The organism is Komagataeibacter xylinus (assembly GCF_004302915.1).
GTDB classification, from domain to species: domain Bacteria; phylum Pseudomonadota; class Alphaproteobacteria; order Acetobacterales; family Acetobacteraceae; genus Komagataeibacter; species Komagataeibacter xylinus_C.
On sequence record NZ_QQBI01000005.1, the window covers coordinates 122,325 to 143,771 of the forward strand.

General features: G+C 65.4%; 21 protein-coding genes and 1 riboswitch. Of the genes, 11 read left to right on the top strand and 10 right to left on the bottom strand.

Annotation, left to right across the window (positions count from 1 at the left end; translation table 11 throughout):
• Positions 1 to 9 precede the first annotated feature (9 nt).
• Positions 10 to 840: an SDR family NAD(P)-dependent oxidoreductase gene (locus tag DV027_RS05260; RefSeq protein WP_165399111.1), complete on the bottom strand. Its 831-nt coding sequence runs from the start codon at positions 838 to 840 to the stop codon at positions 10 to 12.
• A gap of 93 nt (positions 841 to 933) precedes the next feature.
• Here DV027_RS05260 and gmk point away from each other — a divergent pair, with 93 nt between their 5' ends.
• From gmk to DV027_RS05295, 7 genes are all read left to right on the top strand, one after another.
• Positions 934 to 1,596, top strand: a complete 663-nt coding sequence (gene gmk / locus DV027_RS05265; protein WP_130730858.1) for a guanylate kinase — start codon at positions 934 to 936, stop codon at positions 1,594 to 1,596.
• A gap of 228 nt (positions 1,597 to 1,824) precedes the next feature.
• Positions 1,825 to 3,063, top strand: coding sequence for a multidrug effflux MFS transporter (locus DV027_RS05270; RefSeq protein WP_130730859.1), 1,239 nt, complete (start codon positions 1,825 to 1,827; stop codon positions 3,061 to 3,063).
• Positions 3,064 to 3,184: 121 nt separating this feature from the next.
• A complete protein-coding gene (locus DV027_RS05275) occupies positions 3,185 to 3,970 on the top strand; it encodes an MlaE family ABC transporter permease (RefSeq protein ID WP_061275567.1) in 786 nt (261 codons plus the stop codon).
• Positions 3,967 to 4,761, top strand: coding sequence for an ABC transporter ATP-binding protein (locus tag DV027_RS05280; RefSeq protein ID WP_130730860.1), 795 nt, complete (start codon positions 3,967 to 3,969; stop codon positions 4,759 to 4,761). The genes DV027_RS05275 and DV027_RS05280 overlap by 4 nt, the downstream gene beginning before the upstream one ends.
• Positions 4,762 to 4,923: 162 nt before the next feature.
• Complete coding sequence (gene radA / locus DV027_RS05285; protein ID WP_130730861.1) at positions 4,924 to 6,330, top strand: DNA repair protein RadA; 1,407 nt, start codon at positions 4,924 to 4,926, stop codon at positions 6,328 to 6,330.
• Positions 6,327 to 6,953 (top strand): IMPACT family protein, encoded by a 627-nt coding sequence (locus DV027_RS05290; RefSeq protein ID WP_130730862.1) that lies wholly within the window; start codon positions 6,327 to 6,329, stop codon positions 6,951 to 6,953. The genes radA and DV027_RS05290 overlap by 4 nt, the downstream gene beginning before the upstream one ends.
• Positions 6,954 to 7,012: 59 nt before the next feature.
• On the top strand, positions 7,013 to 7,249 hold the full coding sequence (locus tag DV027_RS05295; protein WP_061275528.1) for a DUF3297 family protein: 237 nt from the start codon (positions 7,013 to 7,015) through the stop codon (positions 7,247 to 7,249).
• Positions 7,250 to 7,392: 143 nt separating this feature from the next.
• On the opposite strand, the gene DV027_RS05300 is transcribed toward DV027_RS05295, so the two are convergent.
• From DV027_RS05300 to DV027_RS05330, 7 genes are all read right to left on the bottom strand, one after another.
• On the bottom strand, positions 7,393 to 9,987 hold the full coding sequence (locus DV027_RS05300; protein ID WP_130730863.1) for an MMPL family transporter: 2,595 nt from the start codon (positions 9,985 to 9,987) through the stop codon (positions 7,393 to 7,395).
• A 340-nt stretch (positions 9,988 to 10,327) separates the two neighbouring features.
• Entirely contained in the window at positions 10,328 to 11,332 is a 1,005-nt protein-coding gene (locus tag DV027_RS05305; RefSeq protein ID WP_130730864.1) for a lysylphosphatidylglycerol synthase domain-containing protein, read from the bottom strand.
• A 72-nt stretch (positions 11,333 to 11,404) separates the two neighbouring features.
• Positions 11,405 to 11,890, bottom strand: a complete 486-nt coding sequence (gene ribH / locus DV027_RS05310; protein WP_061275522.1) for a 6,7-dimethyl-8-ribityllumazine synthase — start codon at positions 11,888 to 11,890, stop codon at positions 11,405 to 11,407.
• 99 nt (positions 11,891 to 11,989) lie between these two features.
• Positions 11,990 to 13,240: a 3,4-dihydroxy-2-butanone-4-phosphate synthase gene (gene ribB, locus DV027_RS05315; RefSeq protein ID WP_130730898.1), complete on the bottom strand. Its 1,251-nt coding sequence runs from the start codon at positions 13,238 to 13,240 to the stop codon at positions 11,990 to 11,992.
• Positions 13,240 to 13,857, bottom strand: a complete 618-nt coding sequence (locus DV027_RS05320) for a riboflavin synthase (RefSeq protein ID WP_130730865.1) — start codon at positions 13,855 to 13,857, stop codon at positions 13,240 to 13,242. The genes ribB and DV027_RS05320 overlap by 1 nt, the downstream gene beginning before the upstream one ends.
• 9 nt (positions 13,858 to 13,866) lie before the next feature.
• Positions 13,867 to 14,865 (bottom strand): bifunctional diaminohydroxyphosphoribosylaminopyrimidine deaminase/5-amino-6-(5-phosphoribosylamino)uracil reductase RibD, encoded by a 999-nt coding sequence (gene ribD, locus DV027_RS05325; protein ID WP_130730899.1) that lies wholly within the window; start codon positions 14,863 to 14,865, stop codon positions 13,867 to 13,869.
• A 135-nt stretch (positions 14,866 to 15,000) separates the two neighbouring features.
• Positions 15,001 to 15,160: riboswitch (FMN riboswitch) on the bottom strand.
• 90 nt (positions 15,161 to 15,250) lie between these two features.
• Positions 15,251 to 16,147 carry an MIP/aquaporin family protein gene (locus tag DV027_RS05330; RefSeq protein ID WP_130730866.1) on the bottom strand — a complete coding sequence of 299 codons (897 nt, stop codon included), beginning with the start codon at positions 16,145 to 16,147 and terminating at the stop codon, positions 15,251 to 15,253.
• Positions 16,148 to 16,493: 346 nt separating this feature from the next.
• On the opposite strand from DV027_RS05330, the gene DV027_RS05335 reads away from it, so the two are divergent.
• Positions 16,494 to 18,281, top strand: a complete 1,788-nt coding sequence (locus tag DV027_RS05335) for a hypothetical protein (RefSeq protein WP_242621737.1) — start codon at positions 16,494 to 16,496, stop codon at positions 18,279 to 18,281.
• On the opposite strand, the gene DV027_RS05340 is transcribed toward DV027_RS05335, so the two are convergent.
• On the bottom strand, positions 18,253 to 18,810 hold the full coding sequence (locus DV027_RS05340) for a hypothetical protein (protein WP_242621738.1): 558 nt from the start codon (positions 18,808 to 18,810) through the stop codon (positions 18,253 to 18,255). The two genes, DV027_RS05335 and DV027_RS05340, sit on opposite strands and share 29 nt — an antisense overlap.
• Positions 18,811 to 19,078: 268 nt before the next feature.
• Between DV027_RS05340 and DV027_RS05345 the strand changes: the two genes are divergently transcribed.
• Positions 19,079 to 19,306, top strand: a complete 228-nt coding sequence (locus tag DV027_RS05345; protein WP_110568538.1) for a DUF3126 family protein — start codon at positions 19,079 to 19,081, stop codon at positions 19,304 to 19,306.
• Between the two features lie 97 nt (positions 19,307 to 19,403).
• Here DV027_RS05345 and DV027_RS05350 read toward each other — a convergent pair whose 3' ends face one another.
• Positions 19,404 to 20,030 (bottom strand): DUF2939 domain-containing protein, encoded by a 627-nt coding sequence (locus tag DV027_RS05350; RefSeq protein WP_130730868.1) that lies wholly within the window; start codon positions 20,028 to 20,030, stop codon positions 19,404 to 19,406.
• A gap of 197 nt (positions 20,031 to 20,227) precedes the next feature.
• On the opposite strand from DV027_RS05350, the gene DV027_RS05355 reads away from it, so the two are divergent.
• Positions 20,228 to 21,052 (top strand): HesA/MoeB/ThiF family protein, encoded by an 825-nt coding sequence (locus DV027_RS05355; protein WP_130730869.1) that lies wholly within the window; start codon positions 20,228 to 20,230, stop codon positions 21,050 to 21,052.
• Positions 21,049 to 21,435, top strand: coding sequence for a DsrE family protein (locus DV027_RS05360; protein ID WP_130730870.1), 387 nt, complete (start codon positions 21,049 to 21,051; stop codon positions 21,433 to 21,435). Before DV027_RS05355 ends, DV027_RS05360 begins: the two co-directional genes overlap by 4 nt.
• Positions 21,436 to 21,447 lie beyond the last annotated feature (12 nt).

Genomic DNA, 21,447 nt, shown 5'->3' on the forward strand with positions numbered 1-21,447 from the left:
TATTGATGGTCATGAAGAAGGGGCGGCGTCCGGGGTCAGCCCGGTTTCGGGCATGGTGCCTGCCTGACCCGCGGGCTGGCGGAAGTAGTAATGCTCGGCAATCGAGATGGGCAGCAGGTCCATGAAGCGCGAGCCCGCCGCCAGCCACCACGGGAAGGCGATGCGCCGCTTGCCCCGTGCGATGCCGGACAGGATGGCGCGCACGGCATCATTTGTCTGGGTCAGGCCGGGCATGTGGAAATTGTTCTGAGCGGTCATGGGGGTGGCAACAAACCCGCAGCTCACACTGGTCATGACAATGCCCGCGCGCTTCATGTTCGCCCCCGTCGCCACCATGAAGCGGTCCACCGCCGCCTTGGAGGCACAATATGACGGCGTGCCCGGAAATGACACCAGCCCCGCTACCGAGGCCATGGCGCAGATGCGCCCGCGCACCCCGTCCACCCCGCGTGGCTGGCCGCGCATGACGTGCAGCGCGGGCAGCACGGTGTTCAGCACGCCATCGACATTGGTGTCGAACATGCGGCGGATCTGGGCATCGGGCTCATGGGGCGCATCCGCCCTGCCCCGGGTCGAGGCGGTAATGCCGGCACCCGCGAACACGAGGTCGAGCGTGCCTGCCTTCGTGATCCACTCTTCCATGCCGCCCGCGTCGCGCACGTCCTGCACCTTCATGCGGGCATCCGCCCCGCGCGCGATGCAGGCGGTGGCCACGGCCTCGAGGTTGCGGGCATTGCGCCCGCCAAGGTGCAGCGTGCGGCCAGGGCGTGCGAGGGCAAGGGCAAGACCGCGCCCGATTCCGGACGAGGCGCCTGTGATGAGTATCGAATCCTGTTTCATATTCGCAGAATACATACACCCTGTTAGAACTGCGCTACCCCGTTTGCCTACCCGGCCTGCATTTGCACAGGACCGCCGACCAAGGAGAGCCGCATGAGCCAGCCCGCCACCCCCTCCCGCCCAACCCCCGTGGCGCCGGTCAGGCGCAGGGGGGTCTGCCTGGTCATTTCCGCCCCGTCGGGTGCTGGCAAGTCCACCATTGCCAATGCCCTGCGCGCCTCCGAGCCGCAACTGCTGCACTCGGTCTCGGTCACCACGCGCCAGCCCCGCCCCGGCGAGAGTGATGGCGTGCATTACCATTTTCGCAGCATGGACGAATTCAACCGCATGGCTGCCGCAGGCGAGATGCTGGAATGGGCCACCGTGTTCGGCCGTGGCTACGGCACGCCGCGCGCGCCGGTCGAGCAGGCGCTGGCCGATGGGCGCGACATGGTGTTCGACATTGACTGGCAGGGCCACCGCCAGATCCGTGAAGCGCTGCCCGATGACGTGATCAGCCTGTTCGTGCTGCCGCCCTCGATCGAGGAACTCGAGCGCCGGCTCAACGGCCGCGCTTCAGATGAGGCCGATGAGATCGCGCGCCGCATGCAGGCCGCGCGGGACGAGATTTCGCACTGGAACGAATTCGATCACGTTATCATCAATTCCGACCTCGATCAGGCCATTGCCGAGGCCCGCGCCGTGCTGGTCGCCGCCCGCCTCGAGCGCCACCGCCAGGTGGGGCTGATCGACCTCGTGGCCAGTTTTGGCGTGTGAGCACGCGCTTCATCGCGGGGCGTAAGGGATAAAGTTTCGGTGCGCCGTCTTTTTCAGGGAAGGCGGCGTTATCGAAGCTTTTTTGAAAAAAACTTCACCAAAAACTTTTTCAGCCCGCAATGCATGTGTTGCATGCAGCCGCACCGCATGGACAACCCGCCTGAAATACGGGGATATGCACCGGCGCCGCCGTCGCGCGCCGTTGTGTTTCTTCCACCGTGGATTCCCATGCCTGCCCGTAGCCGCCCCGCCCCCGTCATGCCGTTCTGGATGATTGCCCTGCTCGGGCTGCTTACGGCCATCGGGCCGCTGGCCACGGATATGTACCTGCCTGCCTTCCCTGTCATGGATCGTGAACTCGTGGGCGGGCATGCGGGCAGCAGCCAGGTCACGCTGGCCGCGTGGTTTGCGGGGCTGGCGGTGGGGCAGTTCAGCATGGGCCCCATCTCCGACCGGCTGGGCCGCAGGGCGCCGCTGCTGGGCGGGCTTGCGTTCTTCATCATCGGCTCGGTGGGGTGTGCGCTGGCCGGGGGCTTCGGGCTGTTCTGCCTGTGCCGGTTCATCGCAGCCCTGGGCGGGGCGGCCTGCGCGGTCATTCCGCGCGCCATCGTGCGCGACGTGGCTACGGGGGCTGCAGGCGCGCGTATCATGTCGCAGCTCATGCTGGTGTTTGGCGTCATGCCCATCCTGGCGCCCTCGCTGGGCAGCCTCGTGCTCTCGTTCGGGCACTGGCGCTGGATTTTCTGGATTGCGGTGGGCTATGGCGTGCTGGGTCTGGTCACGGTCATTGCAAGCCTGCCCGACACCATGCCGCCCGAGCGGCGCATCGCGTTCTCGCCCACCGGCATGATCAGCCGCTACGCAGGGCTGGTGCGCGAGCCGGTGTTCATGTCGAGCGCGCTGATCAACAGTTTCTCCTCCTTTGTCATGTTCGCCTACATCACCTCGGCCCCCATGGTGTTCGAGCACCTGCTGGGTTTTACGCCGGGGCAGTTTGGTCTGTTCTTCGGGCTCAATGCGGGGGTGTTCATCGCCTGTGCGCAGGTCAATGGGCGGCTGGTGCATCATGTCGCGCTTTCCCGCCTGCTTGATTATGGCATTCTGGCCATCGTCATCGCGGCTTCCGCCTGCCTTGCCCTGTCGCTGGCAGGCGTTGCGGGGCCAGCGCACCCGCTGCTGGTGTGCGTGCTGGTGGGCTGCATTACCGGCAGCCTCGGCTTTATCGGGCCGAACGCCACGGTGCTGGCCTTTACCCACCACGGGCATCAGGCGGGCAGCGCCTCGGCGCTGATGGGCACGATCCAGTTCTCGCTCGCCGCGGGCAGCGGCTTCATTCTGGGCCATGTCACCTTTCGCAGCCCCACGCCGCTGGCGGTAGTGGTGATGGCGGGCGTGTGCTGCACGGTGGCGTGCAATATCTGGCGCCATGCCAGCGCGCGCCGGGCGAAGGAAACTCCCGCGGCCTGAGGCGGCTATCAGGGTCATGCGCTTTCGCTTTGACGTGGGTGGCCTGCCGCGCTACGGCAGGGACAGGCTTGGCCGCGCCTGCTGCGTGGTCGGGCCGTTATCCTTATGCGCGGGAGGCAGGGTGAACGGCATTCTCGATTTTGTTGCCGGGCTGGGTAGGGCCGTTCTGGACATGGTGCGCATGGCCGGCAAGGTGGCGCTGTTCGGGGCCGTGGCGCTGTCGCATGTTGTCCGCCCGCCGTTTTACTGGCGCACGCTGTGGGGGTCGCTGGTCGAGATCGGGTATTTCTCGCTGCCCGTGGTGGCGTTGACCGCCCTGTTCTCGGGCGGGGTGATCGCGCTGCAATCCTATACCGGCTTTGCCCAGTACCATGCCCAGAACGCCATTGCGGGCATCGTGATCCTTGCGGTCACGCGTGAACTCGGGCCGGTGCTGGCGGGGCTGATGGTGGCAGGCCGCGTGGGGGCGGCCATGTCAGCCGAGATCGGCACCATGCGCGTGACCGACCAGATCGACGCGCTGACCACGCTTTCCACCAACCCCATGAAATACCTTGTCACGCCAAGGCTGGTGGCCGGCACGCTGGCGCTGCCCTTCCTGGTGCTGATCGCCGACATACTGGGCGTGCTGGGCGGGTTTACCGTATGCGTGATGAAGCTGGATTTCTCGGCATCCGCCTATATCGCGGCCACCATCGCCTCGCTCAAGGTGATGGATGTGACGGTGGGGCTGGTCAAGGCAGCCATCTTCGGCTTCCTGATCACGCTCATGGGCTGCTACCACGGCTATCATAGCCGTGGCGGGGCCGAGGGCGTGGGAGCGGCGACCACGGCGGCCGTGGTGGCGGCGTCGATCCTGCTGCTGACCTTCGATTACCTGCTGACGGATGTGTTCTTCTCGCAATGACCGACCCGACCCCCAAGATCCGCATTCGCGGCCTGAAAAAGGCGTTTGGCCCCAAGGTGGTGCTCGATGGGGTGGACCTTGATGTGATGGGTGGCACGTCGTTCGTGGTCATTGGCGGCTCGGGCACCGGCAAGTCGGTGCTGCTGCGCTGCATCCTCGGCCTGATCACGCCCGATGCCGGTTCCATCGAGATTGATGGCGTGGACGTGACCACGCTTACGCCCCGCCAGCGCGAGCCCTACATGGCGCGGATCGGCATGCTGTTCCAGAATGGCGCGCTGTTCGACAGCCTGAGCGTGTGGGAGAACGTGACCTTCGGCCTGACCGCCGCCGCCCGCATGGGCCACGGCCCGCGCCTGACCCGCGCGCAGTCGCGCGCGCGGGCGGGCGAACTGCTCGAGCAGGTGGGCATGGACCCTGCCGTGGGCGCGCTTTCGCCCGCCGAACTGTCAGGCGGCATGCAAAAGCGCGTGGGGCTGGCCCGCGCCATTGCCGCACGGCCCGAGATCCTGTTCTTTGATGAACCCACCACCGGCCTTGACCCCATCATGGGGGCGGTAATTGACGGGCTGATTGCCGATTGCGTGCGCAAGCTCGGCTCCACCGCCATCGCCATCACGCACGACATGGCCTCCGCCCAGCGTATCGGCGACAGGGTGGGCATGCTCTACGAAGGCAGGCTGATCTGGCAGGGCCTGCCTTCCACCCTGTTCGACAGCGGCAACCCGGTGGTGGACCAGTTCACCCACGGCCGCCGCGAGGGGCCGATCAAGGTGGATGTAGGGAAATAATTGAAAAGACAGAAGTTTTTTGGTGCCGCCTTTTTTCAAAAAGGCAGCGTTCTTTTTGAAGCTTTTTGAAAAAAGCTTCACCAAAAACTTTTCCCCGTTTGGCTAGGCGGCCGGTCGTTCCATATATGATATACACGATCTGTTCTTGCCCAAGGAGCCATCATGGCGCGTCGGCCCGCTAACCGTTTTGTCTGCCAGTCCTGCGGGGCGGTCTTTCCCAAATGGTCAGGCCGGTGCGATGCCTGTGGCGCGTGGAACAGCATTGTCGAGGAGACGGTCGAGCCTACCGCCACCGGCGGCACCAATGCGCGCAGGCGCACCGGCGCGCGCATCAATCTGGTCGGCCTTGCGGGCGATACGCCGCCACCCCCACGCATTGAAACGCATATCGGCGAGCTTGACCGCGTGCTCGGCGGCGGGCTGGTGCCGGCCTCGGTGGTGCTGGTGGGCGGTGATCCCGGCATCGGCAAGTCCACGCTCCTGCTGCAGGGCGCGTGCGCGCTGGCGCGGGCCGGGCGCAAGGTAATGTACATCTCGGGCGAGGAAGCGGTGGACCAGATCCGCATGCGCGCGCGCAGGCTGGGGCTGGAAGCACCCACGCTGGAACTTGCCGCCGCCATCAACGTGGCCGACATCGTGGCAACGCTCGAGGCGGAGAAGGATCTGGCGCTGGTCGTGATCGACTCGATCCAGACCATGTGGATGGAAACGGTGGAGAGCGCGCCGGGCACCGTCAGCCAGGTGCGGGCATGTGCGTTTGAGCTCATCCGGCTGGCCAAGCAGCGCGGCTTCAGCCTCATCCTCGTGGGGCATGTGACCAAGGAAGGGGCGCTGGCCGGCCCGCGCGTGCTCGAGCACATGGTCGATGCGGTGATGTATTTCGAGGGCGATCGCGGCCACCAGTTCCGCATCCTGCGTGCCGCCAAGAACCGCTTTGGCGCGACTGACGAGATTGGCGTATTCGCCATGACCGATCAGGGGCTGGAGGAAGTGCCCAACCCCTCCGCCCTGTTCCTGGCCGAGCGGCGGGGCCACATTGCGGGTTCCGCCGTATTCGCGGGCATGGAGGGCACGCGCCCCGTGCTGCTCGAGGTGCAGGCCCTGCTTTCCCCCAAGGCGGGCGATGGCGGCGCGCGCCGTGCCGTGGTGGGGTGGGAGACGGGGCGGCTGAACATGCTGCTGGCCGTGCTCGAAGCGCGTTGCGGCATCAAGCTCAACGCCATGGACGTGCATCTCAACATCGCGGGCGGGCTGCGCGTGGGCGAGCCTGCGGCCGACATGGCGGTGGCCGCCGCCCTGGTTTCTGCCGCGACCGGCCAGCCCACCAGCGCGGGCTCGGTCTATTTTGGCGAGGTCGGGCTTTCAGGCGAGGTGCGTCAGGTCTCGCAGCCCGATACACGGCTCAAGGAGGCGCACAAGCTGGGCTTTGAGCAGGCGTTCCTGCCGCGCCGGATCGCACGCGGCAACCGCAAGCCTTCCGCGCCCGATGGGCTGGGCCTGCATGAAATCGGGCATCTGGGCGATCTGGTCAGCCTGTTTACGGGGGCGATGGAGGAGGCGGAGGCGTGAGCACGCCGGAACGCTTCATGCTCAGCGCCCCCGCCATGCTGGAGCGGGAGGTGAAAAAAAGCATCTTCCTGGCGCAGGCGGCCCCCGTCGCCACCCCGGCCGAGGCCATGGAGTTCATCGCGTCCGTCAGCGACCCCGATGCCACGCATAACTGCTGGGCCTACCTGATTGGCCAGACCTATCGCAGCGATGACGCGGGCGAGCCGGGCGGCACGGCGGGGCGCCCCATATTGCAGGTGATCGAGGGGCAGGGCTTTGACCGCACGGTAGTCGTGGTCACGCGCTGGTTTGGCGGCACCAAGCTGGGTGCGGGCGGGCTTGTGCGCGCCTATGGCGGCACGGCGGCGGAATGCCTGCGCACGGCCCCCCGCGTGCCGATTGTGGAGATGGTGGATCTGACCTTTGGCTGCGGCTTTTCCGAGCACGCGTTGCTGCGCGCGCGGCTTGAGGCGATGGACTGCCAGATCGTGGCCGAGGAATTTGACGCCGAGGGCGTGGGCCTGCACATAACCGTGCCCGTGGTGCATGAGGCGGAGGTGCGCACGCGCATTACCGACATAACCCGCGGGCAGGCCACCATCCGTGTGGTGGAGGAAGATGAAGCGGAGGGTGTTGGAGCGTAACGGCATTGGCGCTATGTCAGACAGCGTTTCACGTTCAGCATACGGAAAAAAGACCAGCCATGACCGATACCCCTCCCGATCGCCTGTCCGTCAATCCGACCAGCCCTTTTTATGACGAAGCCCTGCTCGAGCGCGGCATTGGCGTGCGCTTCAAGGGCATCGAGAAGAACAATGTCGAGGAATACTGCATCAGCGAAGGCTGGGTGCGCCTGGCTGTGGGGCGTGGCACCGACCGTTTTGGCAACCCCATGACCATGAAGGTGACGGGGCCGGTCGAGGTCTGGTTCAAGTCCTGAAGATAAAAGTTTTTGGTGAAGCTTTTTTCAAAAAGCTTCAAAAGACGCCGCCTTTTTGAAAAAAGGCGGCACCCAAAAACTTTTATAACTAAAAAAGGCTGCACCCCGAGGGATGCGGCCTTTTTGCTGTTTCCCCTACAGGGTCATTCCTTGTCAATCGCGCGCTTGGGCAGCAGGGCGGGCACGAAGATCAGGGTCGCAACCAGCGTGCAGGCCAGCGAGAGCAGCAGCAGCCGGCCCATGCTGGCCGTGCCCGGATGGTGCGAGGCCGCAAGCGAGCCGAACGCCGTGCCCGTGGTCAGCGCCGAGAACAGCACCGCGCGCGCCGTGGGGCTGGACAGCGGCGATTTGATGCCCGCCCGCCAGTTCATGACGAAATAGATGTTGAACGACACGCCCACGCCAAGCAACAGGGGGAGGGCAATGATGTTGGCGAAGTTGAGCTGCTCGGGCACCACGATGATCAGGATGACCGTCATCAGTGCGGAGAGTAGCAGCGGGGCCAGCACCAGCGCCGTATCAAGCAGCTTGCGCAGGGCTACGGCCAGGATGATCGCGATCATGACAATGGCCGCCCCGGCCGCGGTCACAAAGGCATGCACCATGGTCGCGGCACTCTGCACGATGTCGATGGCCGAACCCGCCGCCGTGGGGGCGATCTTCTGTATCTCGCCCACATACTGGTGCAGCGCGCGGTTGCCCTGCATGTCATGGCTGGGGTGTACCTCGACCAGCGCACGGCCATCAGGCAGCAGGTAGTCACGCGCAAGCTGCTGCGGCACGTCGCTGATGCCCACTTCCTTCACCTGCAGCATGTCGCGCAGCATGTTCAACTGCATGGGCAAAAAGCGCACCAGCGCCTCGTTGGTGGCCAGCACGCGGGCATCATCAGCCTTCGCCAGTTGGGCCAGTGCTGACTGGATGCGGCGCAGCGGGTCGTTGGCGGGCAGCTTGTCCAGCACGCCACCCAGGTCGCCCGCCGTCTTGGCGGCGGCAGCACGCAGGGCATCGGCATCGGGCGCGGGCTTGGGGTCGGGCACGATCAGGGTGGGCAGCAGGATGTTGGCCGCATCCTGAATCAGCGGCAGCTTGGTCTTCTGGTCGGCAGGCACCATCGAGCCGAGCCACAGCGCGTCATGCACCAGCGGCAGGCCCGAGAGCCGGTCCGACATGGCGGCGGCCAGCTTGAGGTCAGGCATCAGCACATCGACCGTATAGGGCGAATATTGCGGCTCGGACATGAGCATGCCCAGCGTGACCATGCCCTCGGATTTGGGGTTCTTGGTATGCAGCGGGTCGGCATCGAAGGTCAGGCGCGGCACCAGCGCCAGCCCCACCAGCGCCACCACCACGAAGCCCGCAAGGATGGGCTTGCGATGGTGGCGGATGGCGGTGTCGATGGGCCGCGCGAAGGCAAAGCCGATCGTGCCATGCCCCGCCGTGGGGCGGAACAGCCGCAGCAGCGCGGGCAGCAGCGTGAGCGTGCAGACAAAGGCGAACACCATGCCGAAACCGGCAATCAGCCCCAACTGCGCAACCCCCACGAAGGCGGTGGGCGTAAAGGCCAGGAACCCTGCCGAGGTGGCCATGGCGGCAACAAGGATCTGGTGGCCGGTCTCGTTGCCGGTCTGCTCGAGGGCTGCGGGCAGGCTGAGTGCCGTGCCATCAGGGTTGGCCTGCGCGCGGAAGCGGACCGAGAACTGGATGGCGAAATCCACCGCGATGCCCACGAACAGGATGGCGAACGCCACCGAGATCAGGTTGAGCTTGCCCACCACGATGGCGGCAAACCCGGTGGTCAGCAGCAGCCCCGACACCAGCGTGATGATGATGGGCACGATGATGCGCCACGTATGCACCGCCAGAATCAGCCACAGCGTAACCAGCACCAGCGAGCCGAGCAGGCCCGCCACCATGCCTTCGGCCACGGTGGCGAATTCCTCATCCGCGATCTGGGTATCGCCCGTGATATGCACATGCGCCCGCCCGCTTTTAACGAAAGGCAGGTCATTGGCGGCAGCGCGGATGGCGTCCGATGCCGCGCCGCCGGGCTGGAAGGAATCATAATCCAGCTTGGGCTGGGTCACGACAAACTGGAACTTGCCGCCAAGGTCGGCCAGGTCACCCGCCAGCAGCCGCTCCCATGAAAGGGGCTCGGGCGTGCCATCGACCGAATGCTGCAACGTGGTGGCGAAGCCATCGAGGGCAGCATGGAAGTTGCCAAGGTTGGCCTGCCCCTGCGCCACGCCGAGCGCGATCAGGTTGAGCGCGCTGAACAGCCCGCGCCCCGAAGGATCAGCCGCAAGCTCGCTGAGGAAGGGCTGGGCGGTGATGGTGGTGTTGAGCACGCGCTCGAGTGCCTTGGGGTCAAGGAACATCAGCCCGTTGCGCACCAGGTACGGATCGGTCTGGGGGGTGGTGACGTAATTGAAGTGCTCATGGTCGCCGCGCAGCCTGGCTGCAAGGCCGAGCGCTGTCTGCTGAGCCTCCTCGGGCAGGGCCGCGTCGATCACGGCCACGAGCTGGTCCTGCTTTTGCGGGAACAGGCGGCCCATTTCGTCCGAGCGCTTCTTCCAGTCCAGCGAGGACGAGAACATCTGGTCCGTATCGGTGGTGACGCCAAGCAGCGCGTAGCTGGCATAGGTCGCCCCAGCAATCAGCACGGCAAACGCCAGCACGACAGCAATGGCATGGCGGGAACACAAAGCGACAAGACGCCCAAGCGGTACCGATAGCATGACGAGTATTCAGCCCTTCAGAAACCTGATCCCGTGCCGCATGAACGCGGCATCCGGTGAAGAGGTACGGTTTGGCCCATGATGCGGTGCCGATGCAAGGTGGTTCTTTACCGCTGCGGGCACGGCCCCTGTGTTGCGCGGGCCCGCGCGGCTCATCGTGCCTGAAAAGCCTGCCCAGGGAAAAACTGGCAAATCATAAAGAAGTTTTTGGGACAGCATTTTTCAAAAAGCTTTGAAAAATGCTGTCTTGCTGAAAAAAGGCGATACTCGGAAACTGTTATTTTTTCTTGCCAGTTATTTGATGGGTAACACTCTTTTACAAAAAGCCGATCCGCTCCGGTCAGGACTGGTGGGGCAGGCGCATGTCCTTGGCGGGATCGGGGCGGACCCAGCGCATTTCCATCACCTGCCACGCCACAAGCGAGGGCAGGCCCCAGGCAATCTCGCGCAGGCGCTTGATGAGCGACAGCGCGATCCCCTCCTGCGGGGAAAGGCCAAACAGCCCGCCAATCAGGATATAACCGCCCTCCGAGACGCCAAGCGCCCCCGGCACGGCAAACCCGGCCGATTTCGCGGCCTGCCCCACGCTTTCGATCACGAAACTGTCAGCAAGCGAAAGCGGGTGCCCCATCGCCGCGAGCACCACAAAAACCTCGAACGTGCCAAGCGACCACCCCAGCAGTTGCAGCGCACCCGCGCGCAGTGAGTTCTCGCGGGTGCGGTACAGGGTCAGGATCTGCGCATGCAGGCCACGGATGTCGTCCACCCCGTCCCACCCCAGATGGGCGGCGATGCGCACCAGCAGCTTTTCCACCAGTGCAATGGCGCCCAGGTACTGGCTGCCAAAGAACACAGCACCCAGCAGCAGGGCCGCACCCGCGCTTTCCATCAGTTCATCGGTCACGGGCGAGCGGTTGACGAGGCAGAACAGCACCCCGAGCCCGATGAGGGTGAAGGTGACCTGGCTGAGCAGTTCGATGGTCAGGTCGCATATGGTCGCGGCGGCGGCCTGCTTTATGCCCGTGTCATCACGCCGGGCCAGCAGGCGGGTGGTGATGACCTCGCCGCCCACCTGGGCTACGGGCAGCAGGTTGTTGATGCCCTCGCGCGCGCAGCGCAGGGCAAAGAAATCGGCAAAGGCCAGCTTTGGCCGCCCGGTCTGGGCCAGAAGGCGCCATGCCTGCGCCGAGGCGCAGACCTGGGTTGCATGGAAAATGATGATGGCAGGAATGCTCCACCCCCCGGCTGCGATCAGCCCGAGGATGTCATGCAGGCCGAAACGCCCCAGCATCCAGATCGTAAGACCGACACCGAATGCCCCGGCGAGGAAGGTAAGCAGCCGCATCCGCCATCCCTGTCACCCAAAACAGGACCGCAGAAAGGCTGTTTTTAGCCATTCATGTGGCCCGGCCTTACTTTAACAGCCTCTGATTTTCTGAAGCAATGCGAGACTTTCAACACAGGCCGCCACGGCTTCGCGGCCCTTGTTGTGCACGTCATCGCGCGAGCGGACGATGGCCTGCTCATCGGTGTAGGTGGTCAGCACGCCAAAGGCGATCGGCACATCCGTGTTCAGCGCCGCCTGTTGCAGGCCAACCGCCGCCCCGAGGCTGATGAACTCGAAATGGGCGGTATCCCCCTTCACCACGCAGCCAAGGCACACCACGCCATCATAGCGGCCGGTCTTTGCCAGCGTCTGCGCGATGAGCGGCAGTTCATATGCGCCGGGTGCATACATCACATCTTCATCACGCATGGAAATGGCGTGTTCCTTCAGCCACGCCAGCGCGCCGTCACGCAGGCCATGGGTCACCTCTTCATTGAAGCGGCTGACCACGATGGCAAGGCGCGGCGGGTGGGCGAAGCTGAGTTCGACCGTGGTGGAGGGGATGTTGGTGCTCATTATCCGGCGTTGTCCGTTTTTATGGTGAGGTGAAGCTTTTTTCAAAAAGCTTTGAAGAACGCCGCCTTTTTGAAAAAAGGCGACGCCCAGAAATTTTTGTCAGTCGGCATCCGCCGTGGCGGGTTCGCACAGGGCGTGGCCCATCCGGGTGCGCTTGGCTTCCAGATAGGCGCGGTTGAAGGGGTTGGGCGCAATGGCCAGCGCAATGCGCCTGCGCACGTCAAAGCCGTGGCGTTGCAGGGCATGGACCTTGTCGGGGTTGTTGGTCAGCAGGTCGAGCCGGTCAACACCCAGCGCGCGCAGGATGTCCGAGGCGGCCTGCCAGTCGCGCGCGTCGGTCTCGAAGCCAAGGCGGTGGTTGGCGTCCACCGTGTCCAGCCCGTCATCCTGCAGCGCATAGGCACGGATCTTGTTGGCCAGGCCAATGCCGCGCCCCTCATGCCCGCGCACATAGACCAGCACGCCGGACTCGGCTGCGCCAATCTGCTCGAGCGCGCCCTGTAGCTGCGCGCCGCAATCGCAGCGCAGCGAGCCCAGCGCATCGCCCGTCACGCATTCCGAATGCAGGCGCACCAGCGGCACGCTGCCCGGCCTGCCGGGTTCGCCCTTGACCATGGCCACATGCTCCGTGCCATCGGGCGCGCGAAAGGCATGGATCATCATGTCAGGCCCGCCAAAGCGGCTGGGCAGGCGGGCGCGGGCGACCTGCTCGATGGCGGGCTTTTCTTCCGTTTCTGCCGCGATCGGGTTGTCTTTCAGCCATTTCGCCAGTTCGGCGATGGACAGGATCTGCAACCCGTGGCGCTTTGCGTAGGGGCGCAGGTCGTCCATGCGGGCCATGGTGCCGTCCTCGTTCATGATCTCGCAGATCACGGCAGCCGGGATCAGCCCCGCCATGCGGGCAAGGTCCACCGAGGCCTCGGTGTGGCCGGGGCGTGCCACCGTGCCGCCGGGCACCGCGCGCAGCGGGAAGATGTGGCCCGGGGAGACCAGATCCGCGGGCTTCGCATCCGGCGCTGCCGCCACCAGCACGGTCTCGGCGCGGTCGGCGGCGGAAATGCCGGTGGTCACCCCCTCGCGCGCCTCGATGGAGACGGTGAACGCCGTGCCACGCGGGCAGGTGTTCACCTGTGTCATCATGGGCAGGTTGAGCTGCGTGATCCGCTCGGGCGACATGGGCATGCACACCAGCCCGCGCGCGTGGGTGACCATGAAGTTCATGGCTTCTGGCGTCATGAGTTCGGCGGCCATGACCAGGTCGCCCTCGTTCTCGCGGTCCTCGTCATCCACAAGGATGATCATCCCGCCCCGGCGGATGGTTTCCACGGCCTGCGCCAGTGCCGGGGGCATCAACGATACTGACATACGCTCTCCACATATTTAGCAATGACATCGACTTCGATGTTCACGGCGTCGCCTGGCTTCAGGCTGCCAAGGGTGGTGTGTTCCCATGTGTGGGGGATGATCATCAGGGCGATGCGGAATGAATCCGCATCGCAGCCATCCTCGCCCGGTGCGCCCACTTCGTTCAGGGTGAGGCTGATGCCATCGATGGTGATGGAGCCTTTCTCGACCAGGTAGCGGCGCAGCCGGGCGGGAATAATGAAGGTGATGTGCCGCCCCTCGCCTTCCGCGCGCACGGCGAGCAGGCGGCCCGTGCCATCGACATGGCCCTGCACGATATGGCCCGAAAGCCGCGTGGCGGGCGTGACCGCGCGTTCGAGGTTGACGGTGTGCCCGGCCTCGATGCGGCCAAGCGCCGTGCGGTCCAGCGTCTCGGAACTGATGAAGAAGGTGGCCGTGCCCTTCGCATCAAAGGAAGTCACGGTCAGGCACACACCATTGACGGCGATGCTCTCGCCAAGGGCAAGGTCGGTGATGCCCGTTTCCACCGTGATGTCCAGATCCCGGTCAAGCCGCCGCGCGGCGCTGACCTGTCCCTGGTGCTCGATAATGCCAGAAAACATGCTTACTCCTTATGCGGCGGCAAGTTCGGGGAAGAGGCGCAGCGGGGTTACACAGCCCTCGCGCACCCGCACGGCGTACCGGTCCGTGCCATCGGGGCCGTGGGTTATGCTCAGCCAGTCATGCCACAGCCCGCGGGCCTCGATTTCGGCCAGCAGTTTTGGGCCCGCCTCCACCATCGCCCACGTAACACCCGCCTGGCCGAGCATGTCGGGCAGGGCGGCGATGTCGGTGCAGACCCGTATTTCAAAGCCCCGGTTGCGCGCGGCGGTGAGGTAGGCTTCATCCACCTCGCCCGCGCGGGTGCAGATGGCGAGGATGCGCGGCGCACGATCCGGGTGGTCGGGCACGCGGCGCACGTCCAGGCCGGGGCGGTCGGCACGGATGGTGCCGGTGGCGGTAATCACGGCATCGGTCGCCCGGCGCAGGCGGTGCGCAAGATCGAGCGAGGCCGTGGTGGTGAAGGTGGTCCGGCCCGCGGGTGGCACCATGGCACTATTGACATCAAGCGCCTGCTTGACCGTGATCCATGGCTGGCCGGTGCGCGTGAAATGCGTGAAGGGGGCCAGCAGGCTGCGGCACAGGGCCTGCATGGCGGCCTGCGCGCCGGTTGGCTGGAGCACATGCACCGTGCAGCCGCGCTGGCGCAGCGTGTCGGCCCCGCCGCCTTGCACATGCGGGTTGGGGTCGCGCACGCCAATCCATACGGTGCGGATGGGCGTTGCGAGGATGGCGAGCGAGCACGGGCCGGTGCGCCCGGTGTGGTTGCATGGCTCGAGGGTAACCACCGCCGTATGCGCGCGTGCCAGCAGGCCGCGTTCGCGGCACTGGTTTATGGCCTGGATCTCGGCATGGGGCGTGCCCGCGCGGTGGTGGCCGCCCGTGGCGAGGATGGTGCCTTCGCTGTCAAGGATGGTGCAGCCCACGGGCGGGTTGGGCGCGGTCGCGCCCACATGGCGCGCCGCCTCGTCCACCGCCGCGCGAAAGGCGTGGGCGATGGCGCGTGGCAGGGCGGCGGCCTGCGCGGTGCTGGCGTGGGAACCCTGTGGCAACGCGTCCAAAACACAGTACTCCATCCATCTGGACGGACCCAGGGCGCGTAAAACCACATGCCTGCCTTCCACGCGGGAAAGCAGGGCCATAGTTTCCGTTCTCTCTCATCCGGACTGTAACCGTCGGTTCCGGAATCTCACCGGATCTGCTTGACCCCGTCCGCTTTCGCGGCCGGGCGCTCGCGGACTTATGGCCCCGCATGCAGGACCAATTACCGCCGGTGGGGAATTTCGCCCCGCCCTGAGAACGTCTGTAAACCGGGAAAGAACCCCGATTCGTGTTCAATGACACTGATAGTGGGAACAATTCGCGCCGATTGCAACCCACCCCCCATGCGGGGAACTATAATGTGTCCCGTTCGCGCGCCTGGCTGTGGCGGCCGGGATGGAGCAGCGAGGGGATGCGGCCATGATGGCCGAAATTGACCAGCCGTGCCTCCTCCACCTCGATGCGGCCGAGCAGGCGCGAGCGGATGATGGCGATGGCCAGCGCCGCCCCCATGAAGGGCCCGAGCGCATAGATCCAGAAAGACTGCCACTGCCCTGCAACCAGCGCCGGGCCAAAGCTGCGCGCAAGGTTGGAACTGTTGCCCGACAGCCAGGCCGAGATGGGGTTGCACGCCAGGAAAAACAGCCCGCCCGCCCACGGCGTAAGCCATTTCAGCGTGGGATGGGCGGCAAGGGCACAGATCATCAGCACCAGCAGCACGGTCAGCACCAGTTCCGTCACCAGTGGCCACAGCACCGATACATGCGGGAACGGGATGGTGGCGGCATAGGCCGAGGCCTGCGCCATCTGCCCCCATACCGGCAGGACATGGCCCAGCCCCGCGAGCAGTGCCGTGGCCAGGCAGGCGCCGGTCATCTGGGCTGCGATGTAGCCGCACAGGTCGATCACCCCCAGCCTGCCCGCAAGGCTGAACGCCAGCGAGACCGAGGGGCTGACATGTGCCCCGCTGACCCGCCCGAACGGCGTGAACGCCGCCACCGTGCCCGACAGGCCAAAGAACAGCCCGCACAGCGCGGTCTGCACCAGCGGGTGGGGGGCGAGCGCACGGCCAATGGGGGTATAGGGCGTGGTCAGCACCGTAACCGACACGATCCCGCAGAGCATGAGCACCGTTGTCGCCACCATCTCGCATGCATACAGCTTCCAGTGCAGCGGATGGTCGGGGTGGGGTGCGCCGGCAAGGGGCCGGTCCTCCTGGGGTGGGGAGCCGGTCTGCCGGGGTGCGGTCATGTCGTGTTACTCCCTTCGTGGCACATGTAGAGGCCTTGAATTAAAGCAGGGAATGGTGTGGAATAAAGGAAATCATGCGAATATAAGCCGTGCATGAGAATAGTTAATGCATAGCAGCTGAATGTTTTTTCTATAATAGGATGCGCCACCCATCCTGTATCCCGTCAGGCATGGGGTGCGGGTAGTGGCAGGTTTCTTCCCCCCGTCGGTGCCTGTTGCTGCAGGCAGGCTGGCGGGCGGGGTTTTTATCAATCATGTATTCAGGGGCAGACGCGCCAGGCTGATGGATTGCTGTTGGAAAGAAGGCCGCTGTTCATGTCGGGCCGACAGGGCGGGCAGGCCCCGCATGGTGCTGGGCGGGCTGATGGTCGTGCTGGGGGGCATGGCGGCGCCTGTGGCGGCCTGGGCCGATGACATGGCCGAGATCCGCGCCCTCCATGCCGAGATGCAGCGGCTGGAGGCCAAGGTGCAGCAGCTCGAGGCCCGTCATGGCATGGCAGCGGGCAACGCGCATGTGCTGGCGGGGCGCACGCTGCGCTCGGGTCCGCGCCCGGGTGCCAGCAGCACGTCGGTCACCAACCCGTCGGGCCAGATCACGGCCATGCCCGACCTGTCACGGCTGACCATCGGCGGCCCCGCCCTGTCGGATGACGCGCAGGCGGCGGCGGCGGCCGAGAACACCATGACCGAATCCATCGTGCCCACCCAGCCCAAGCTCGACCTTGATTCCTCCAGCCCGCTGGCCATTACCCAGACCGGGGTGGACAGCCTGCCGCCCATCTTCCGCATTGGCGGGGTTTCGGTCAGGCTGGGTGGCTTTATCGATTTCTCGAACATCTATCGCAGCAAGAACCTGACCAGCGGCCCCGCCACAAGCTGGGGCGCGTTTCCCTACGCCAACAGCCCCAACGCCCATACCGGCGAGTACCGCCCCTCCGCCCAGCTCACCCGCCTGAGCGTGCTGCTGCAGGGCTCGCCCACCAAGGACGAGACGCTGTCAGGCTATATCGAGACCGATTTTGGCGGCGCGGCCGGCACCGCCAACAGTTACCAGACCAACAGCTACACGCCGCGCATCCGCCAGGCGTACATGACCTACAGCAACACCAAATGGGGCTTCCATGTGCTGGCTGGGCAGGCATGGAGCCTGACCACGGGCTATACGCAGGGCCTGCTGTCGCGCCATGAGCAGCTGCCGCCGGTCGTGGATAACAACCAGATCCCCGGCATCGTGTTCACCCGCGTGCCGCAGATCCGCTTCATCAAGGATTTCGGGCGCAAGTGGTGGCTCGGGCTTTCGCTCGAGGCGCCGCAGGTGGCCTATGCGGCCTCGGGCAGCGCGGGCGACCACCCGATGATGACCGGCACGGATGATGACACCCTCGCCTCATCGGGCACCACGCTGCTCTACAACAACGCCGGTTCGGGCATGCTCAACCCCAATGCCAAATACAGCATGGACGTGGCGCCTGACATCGTGCTCAAGGGCGCGCTCGACACCAAGCCCGCCCATTACGAGGTCTATGGCCTCGCGCGCTGGTTCAAGGCGATGGGGCAGGCCCCGGGCGGCCCGATCCGCGAGCATGTTTCCTTCGCCGGTGGCGTGGGCGGCGACGTGACGGTGCATGTCATCCCGCGCTACCTGCAGTTTACCGGCAACGTGCTGGCAGGCGAGGGGATTGGCCGTTATGGCCCCGCCATGCTGCCCGACGCCACCTTCAAGGCCAATGGCTCGCCCGCCCCCATCCCCGAGATCATCGGCAGCATGGGGCTGATCGGCCACCCGACCTCAAACCTGCTGGTCTATCTGTATGGCGGCGTGGAGAGCGCGGGCAGGCGGACCTATACCGGCAGCGATGGCTTTGAATATGGCTATGGCGTGAATGACCTGTCGCTAAGCAGCTGCAACGTGGAGCTGATTACCGGCGGCAGCTGTGATGCCCAGACCCACACCATTGCCGACCTGACCGTGGGCGGCTGGTGGCATGTGCTGCAGGGCGGCTATGGCGCGGTGATGACGGGCGTGCAGTACACCTACCTGCGCAAATTCGCCTACAGGGGCGGCGATGGCGCCAGCCCCACCACGGGGGGTAACACCATCTACGTCACGTTCCGCTATTTGCCGTTCCAGTAGCCGCGCTGCTGGCTGCCAGGGCGGCCTGGCAATCGGCGGCCTGATGGGCGAGGTGAATGTCATGCACCTCGCTTACGGCGCGGATGGTGGTCGTGCGCCAATGCGCGGTCATGCCGTGGGGCGTGCACAGCGCGCCCGCGCCGAGCAGCGGCCCGTTACCCGGATCAACCACCGCCAGCACGGCACGCGGGTTGCGTGGCAGGGCCAGGCGCAGGGCCGTGCGCAGGCGTGCCGTCGTCTGGTCATCGGTATGGGTGATCAGCTCGGGCACCAGCTCGATCCAGCCCGACCAGCCAGCCGCCACGGCGCGGCGCAGCTGCGGCCAGGCCTTGTGCTCGTCAAGCGCCTTGATGGTCGCGTCCGCCCCGTCTTCATGCAGCTGGCGGGCAAGGGCGCGTGCGCTCAGGCCCATTCCGGCCTCGGTGGGGGCGCCCGCGGGAGGCAGGCTGGCGGCAAGTGCTGTCAGCCCGATGGTGGGGGCAAGCAGGGCAGCAAACAGCATCAGCCGGGGAAAAGTGCTGGGGCGCATTGTCTTTGTTCTCCCTTCTTACTGGTGTTGCGTTATGGTGAGGAAACACCGCAATCGTGGCGCGGGCGGGGCATGGATGGGGAAAATCATGGGCACGCCGGTTGCAGGGGTGGGCACATGTGCTTATAGCCTGCGGCCATGCCCGCCTGTGTCACGGGGCAGCCGCGCGATCCTGACCGGACCTGCCACGCGCGTTGACCAAAGGGGCGGACAAGGCCCTGAATTGTTGTTTCTGGCGGGTCTCGCCATTGTGGAGAACAGACGTTTCATGGGTGCCATGTCCTCTTCCGAACTTTCGCGTCTTCAGGTCTGCCTGCGCCGTCTGCTGGGCTCGCCGGGGCTTACCGTCAATGCGCCGCCGCGCGCCGGGCTGTCGGTTGAACTCGCGGTCAATGGTGAAGTGGTGGGCACTGTCCATCGTGATGAAGACGAGGGCGAAGTGTCCTACGCCATCCACATGACCGTGCTGGAAGAAGACCTCCCCCCCGCGAAGTAAGGCCCGGAAACAGGAAGAAGTTTTTGGTGAAGCTTTTTTCAGGAAGCTTCAGGAACCGTGGCCCGGCGTTCCGGCCCCGTCGAGCGGCCTGGCCAGCCTAGGGCTGCGTCAGCGGCTGGGGCACGGGGCCTGCCGATGCCTCGACAAGAGGCTGCGGAGGGCGCGCGGGCAGGTCGATTCGGTGGATCTTCCACTGGAAGGCATGAATGCGCATCTGCAGCCGCAGCGGGGTCTCGTTTTCATGGCCGGGCATGAGCACGCTCGCCTCGAACACGCCGGGGTGGGTGAAATGCGCATGCAGCCGCCACAGCATGCCCAGCATCGTGCCCGCCGTGGCGGGCTGCTGTTCATGTGGCATCAGGTGATCGACCAGCATGCCCAGCTTGTCGGGGCGCACTTCCTCGTCAATCGCGTTGGATGCAGCGGATGAAGCGAAGGATGACCCGAAGGCAGGCAGCTCATCATCGGCCACGGGCGGCCCGATCAGGTCATCGACCACCTGCGTCTTGAGCCCGTTGCGCACCGATTCCCATTTGAGGCAGGTGTTGAGGCTGCCCATGTCATGGCTGCGGATGGCCGACGTGATGGACCATAATGTAAAAAAGGGTGACGCCGCGTACAGCGTGGTAGCGGCAGCCAGCGTGCCCGCGCATACCCACCGCGCCTGCTGGCGGCGCAGGGTGGACAGGTTGGCGGGAATTTCCATGCGGGAAAGATAAGACATTGATTTATACTCCCCCAAAATGGTTTCACCTTGCCCTTGAGCTTATACTGCAAACATATCGGGCATGCATTGGTTTCATGATTGCGTGACATAATTTTCACGTAATCGTGATCGAAAGCCTGTCTCTCCCGGCTGCGCCGGGGTGGGGCAGGGTGTATCCGCCATGGGTGCGGCAACGGGCGGGGCAGGAGAGAGGAATGAATTTTTCCGACGAAGAGATCCAGCGCTACGCGCGCCACATTCTCCTGCCCGAGGTGGGTGGCACAGGGCAGGAAGCGTTGAAAAATGCCAGTGTTCTGGTCATTGGCGCGGGTGGGCTGGGCTCGCCCGTGGCCCTTTACCTGGCCGCCGCAGGCGTGGGCCGCATCGGGCTGGTTGATGATGACGTGGTGGACCTGTCGAACCTGCAACGCCAGATCGCGCATGTAACCGACCGGGTCGGCCAGCCCAAGGTCGAGTCGGCAGCAACCGCCATGCGCGCGATCAATCCGGGAACACGGGTCGATTGTCATAACGTGCGGCTTGCGGCTGACAATGCCCGCGCGCTGGTGCGGGAATATGACCTCGTATGCGATGGCAGCGACAATTTCGCCACCCGCTACCTCGTGGCCGATGCCTGCGCGCTGGAGGGGCGCACCCTCATCTCCGCCGCCGTGCTGCGTTTTGAGGGCCAGCTTTCCACCTTCCGCCCCGGCGGGCCGTGCTATCGCTGCCTCTACCCCGAGGCCCCGCCCGCGGGCACCGTGCCGTCCTGCGCGGAGGCGGGTGTGTTTGGCGCCGTGACCGGGGTCATGGGCACGCTCCAGGCCACCGAGGCGCTGAAGGAAATCCTCGGTATTGGCGAGAGCCTGTCCGGTCGCCTGCTGGTATGGGATGCGCTGGCCATGCGCTTTCACACCATTACCCTGCCGCCCGACCCTGACTGCGCCCTGTGTGGCGCGCACCCCGCCATCCATGACCTCTCGGCCCATCACAACCCCGCACCCGTCCAGTGCGGCGTGCCCGAGGGGGCTGCGCCATGATGCGCGATGACGGGGCGCTGGCCATCCTGTTGTATGATGGCGCCTATGCCCGCGCGCATTATGCCTTTGTGGTGGCGGCGGGCGCGCTGGCCATTGGCCGCCCGGTCATCGTGTTCGCGGCGGGGCGGGGCGTGCATGCGCTGGCGCGCGACTGGCGTGGCCTGCATGATGCGGCGGATGACGCGGGCGTGCGTGCGCGCGGTGTTGCGGGCATGGATACGCTGCGCGAAGCCGTGATTGAACTTGATGCAACGCTCATGGTGTGCGAGGCCGCGCTGAAGCTGTGCGACCTTGCGCCCGGGCAGATGCTCGATGGCGTGCAGGTGGCTGGTATTCCCACCTTTCTCGAAGCCGCCCGGGGGCGGCAGATCATAACCCTTTAAGGATTGAAGAAC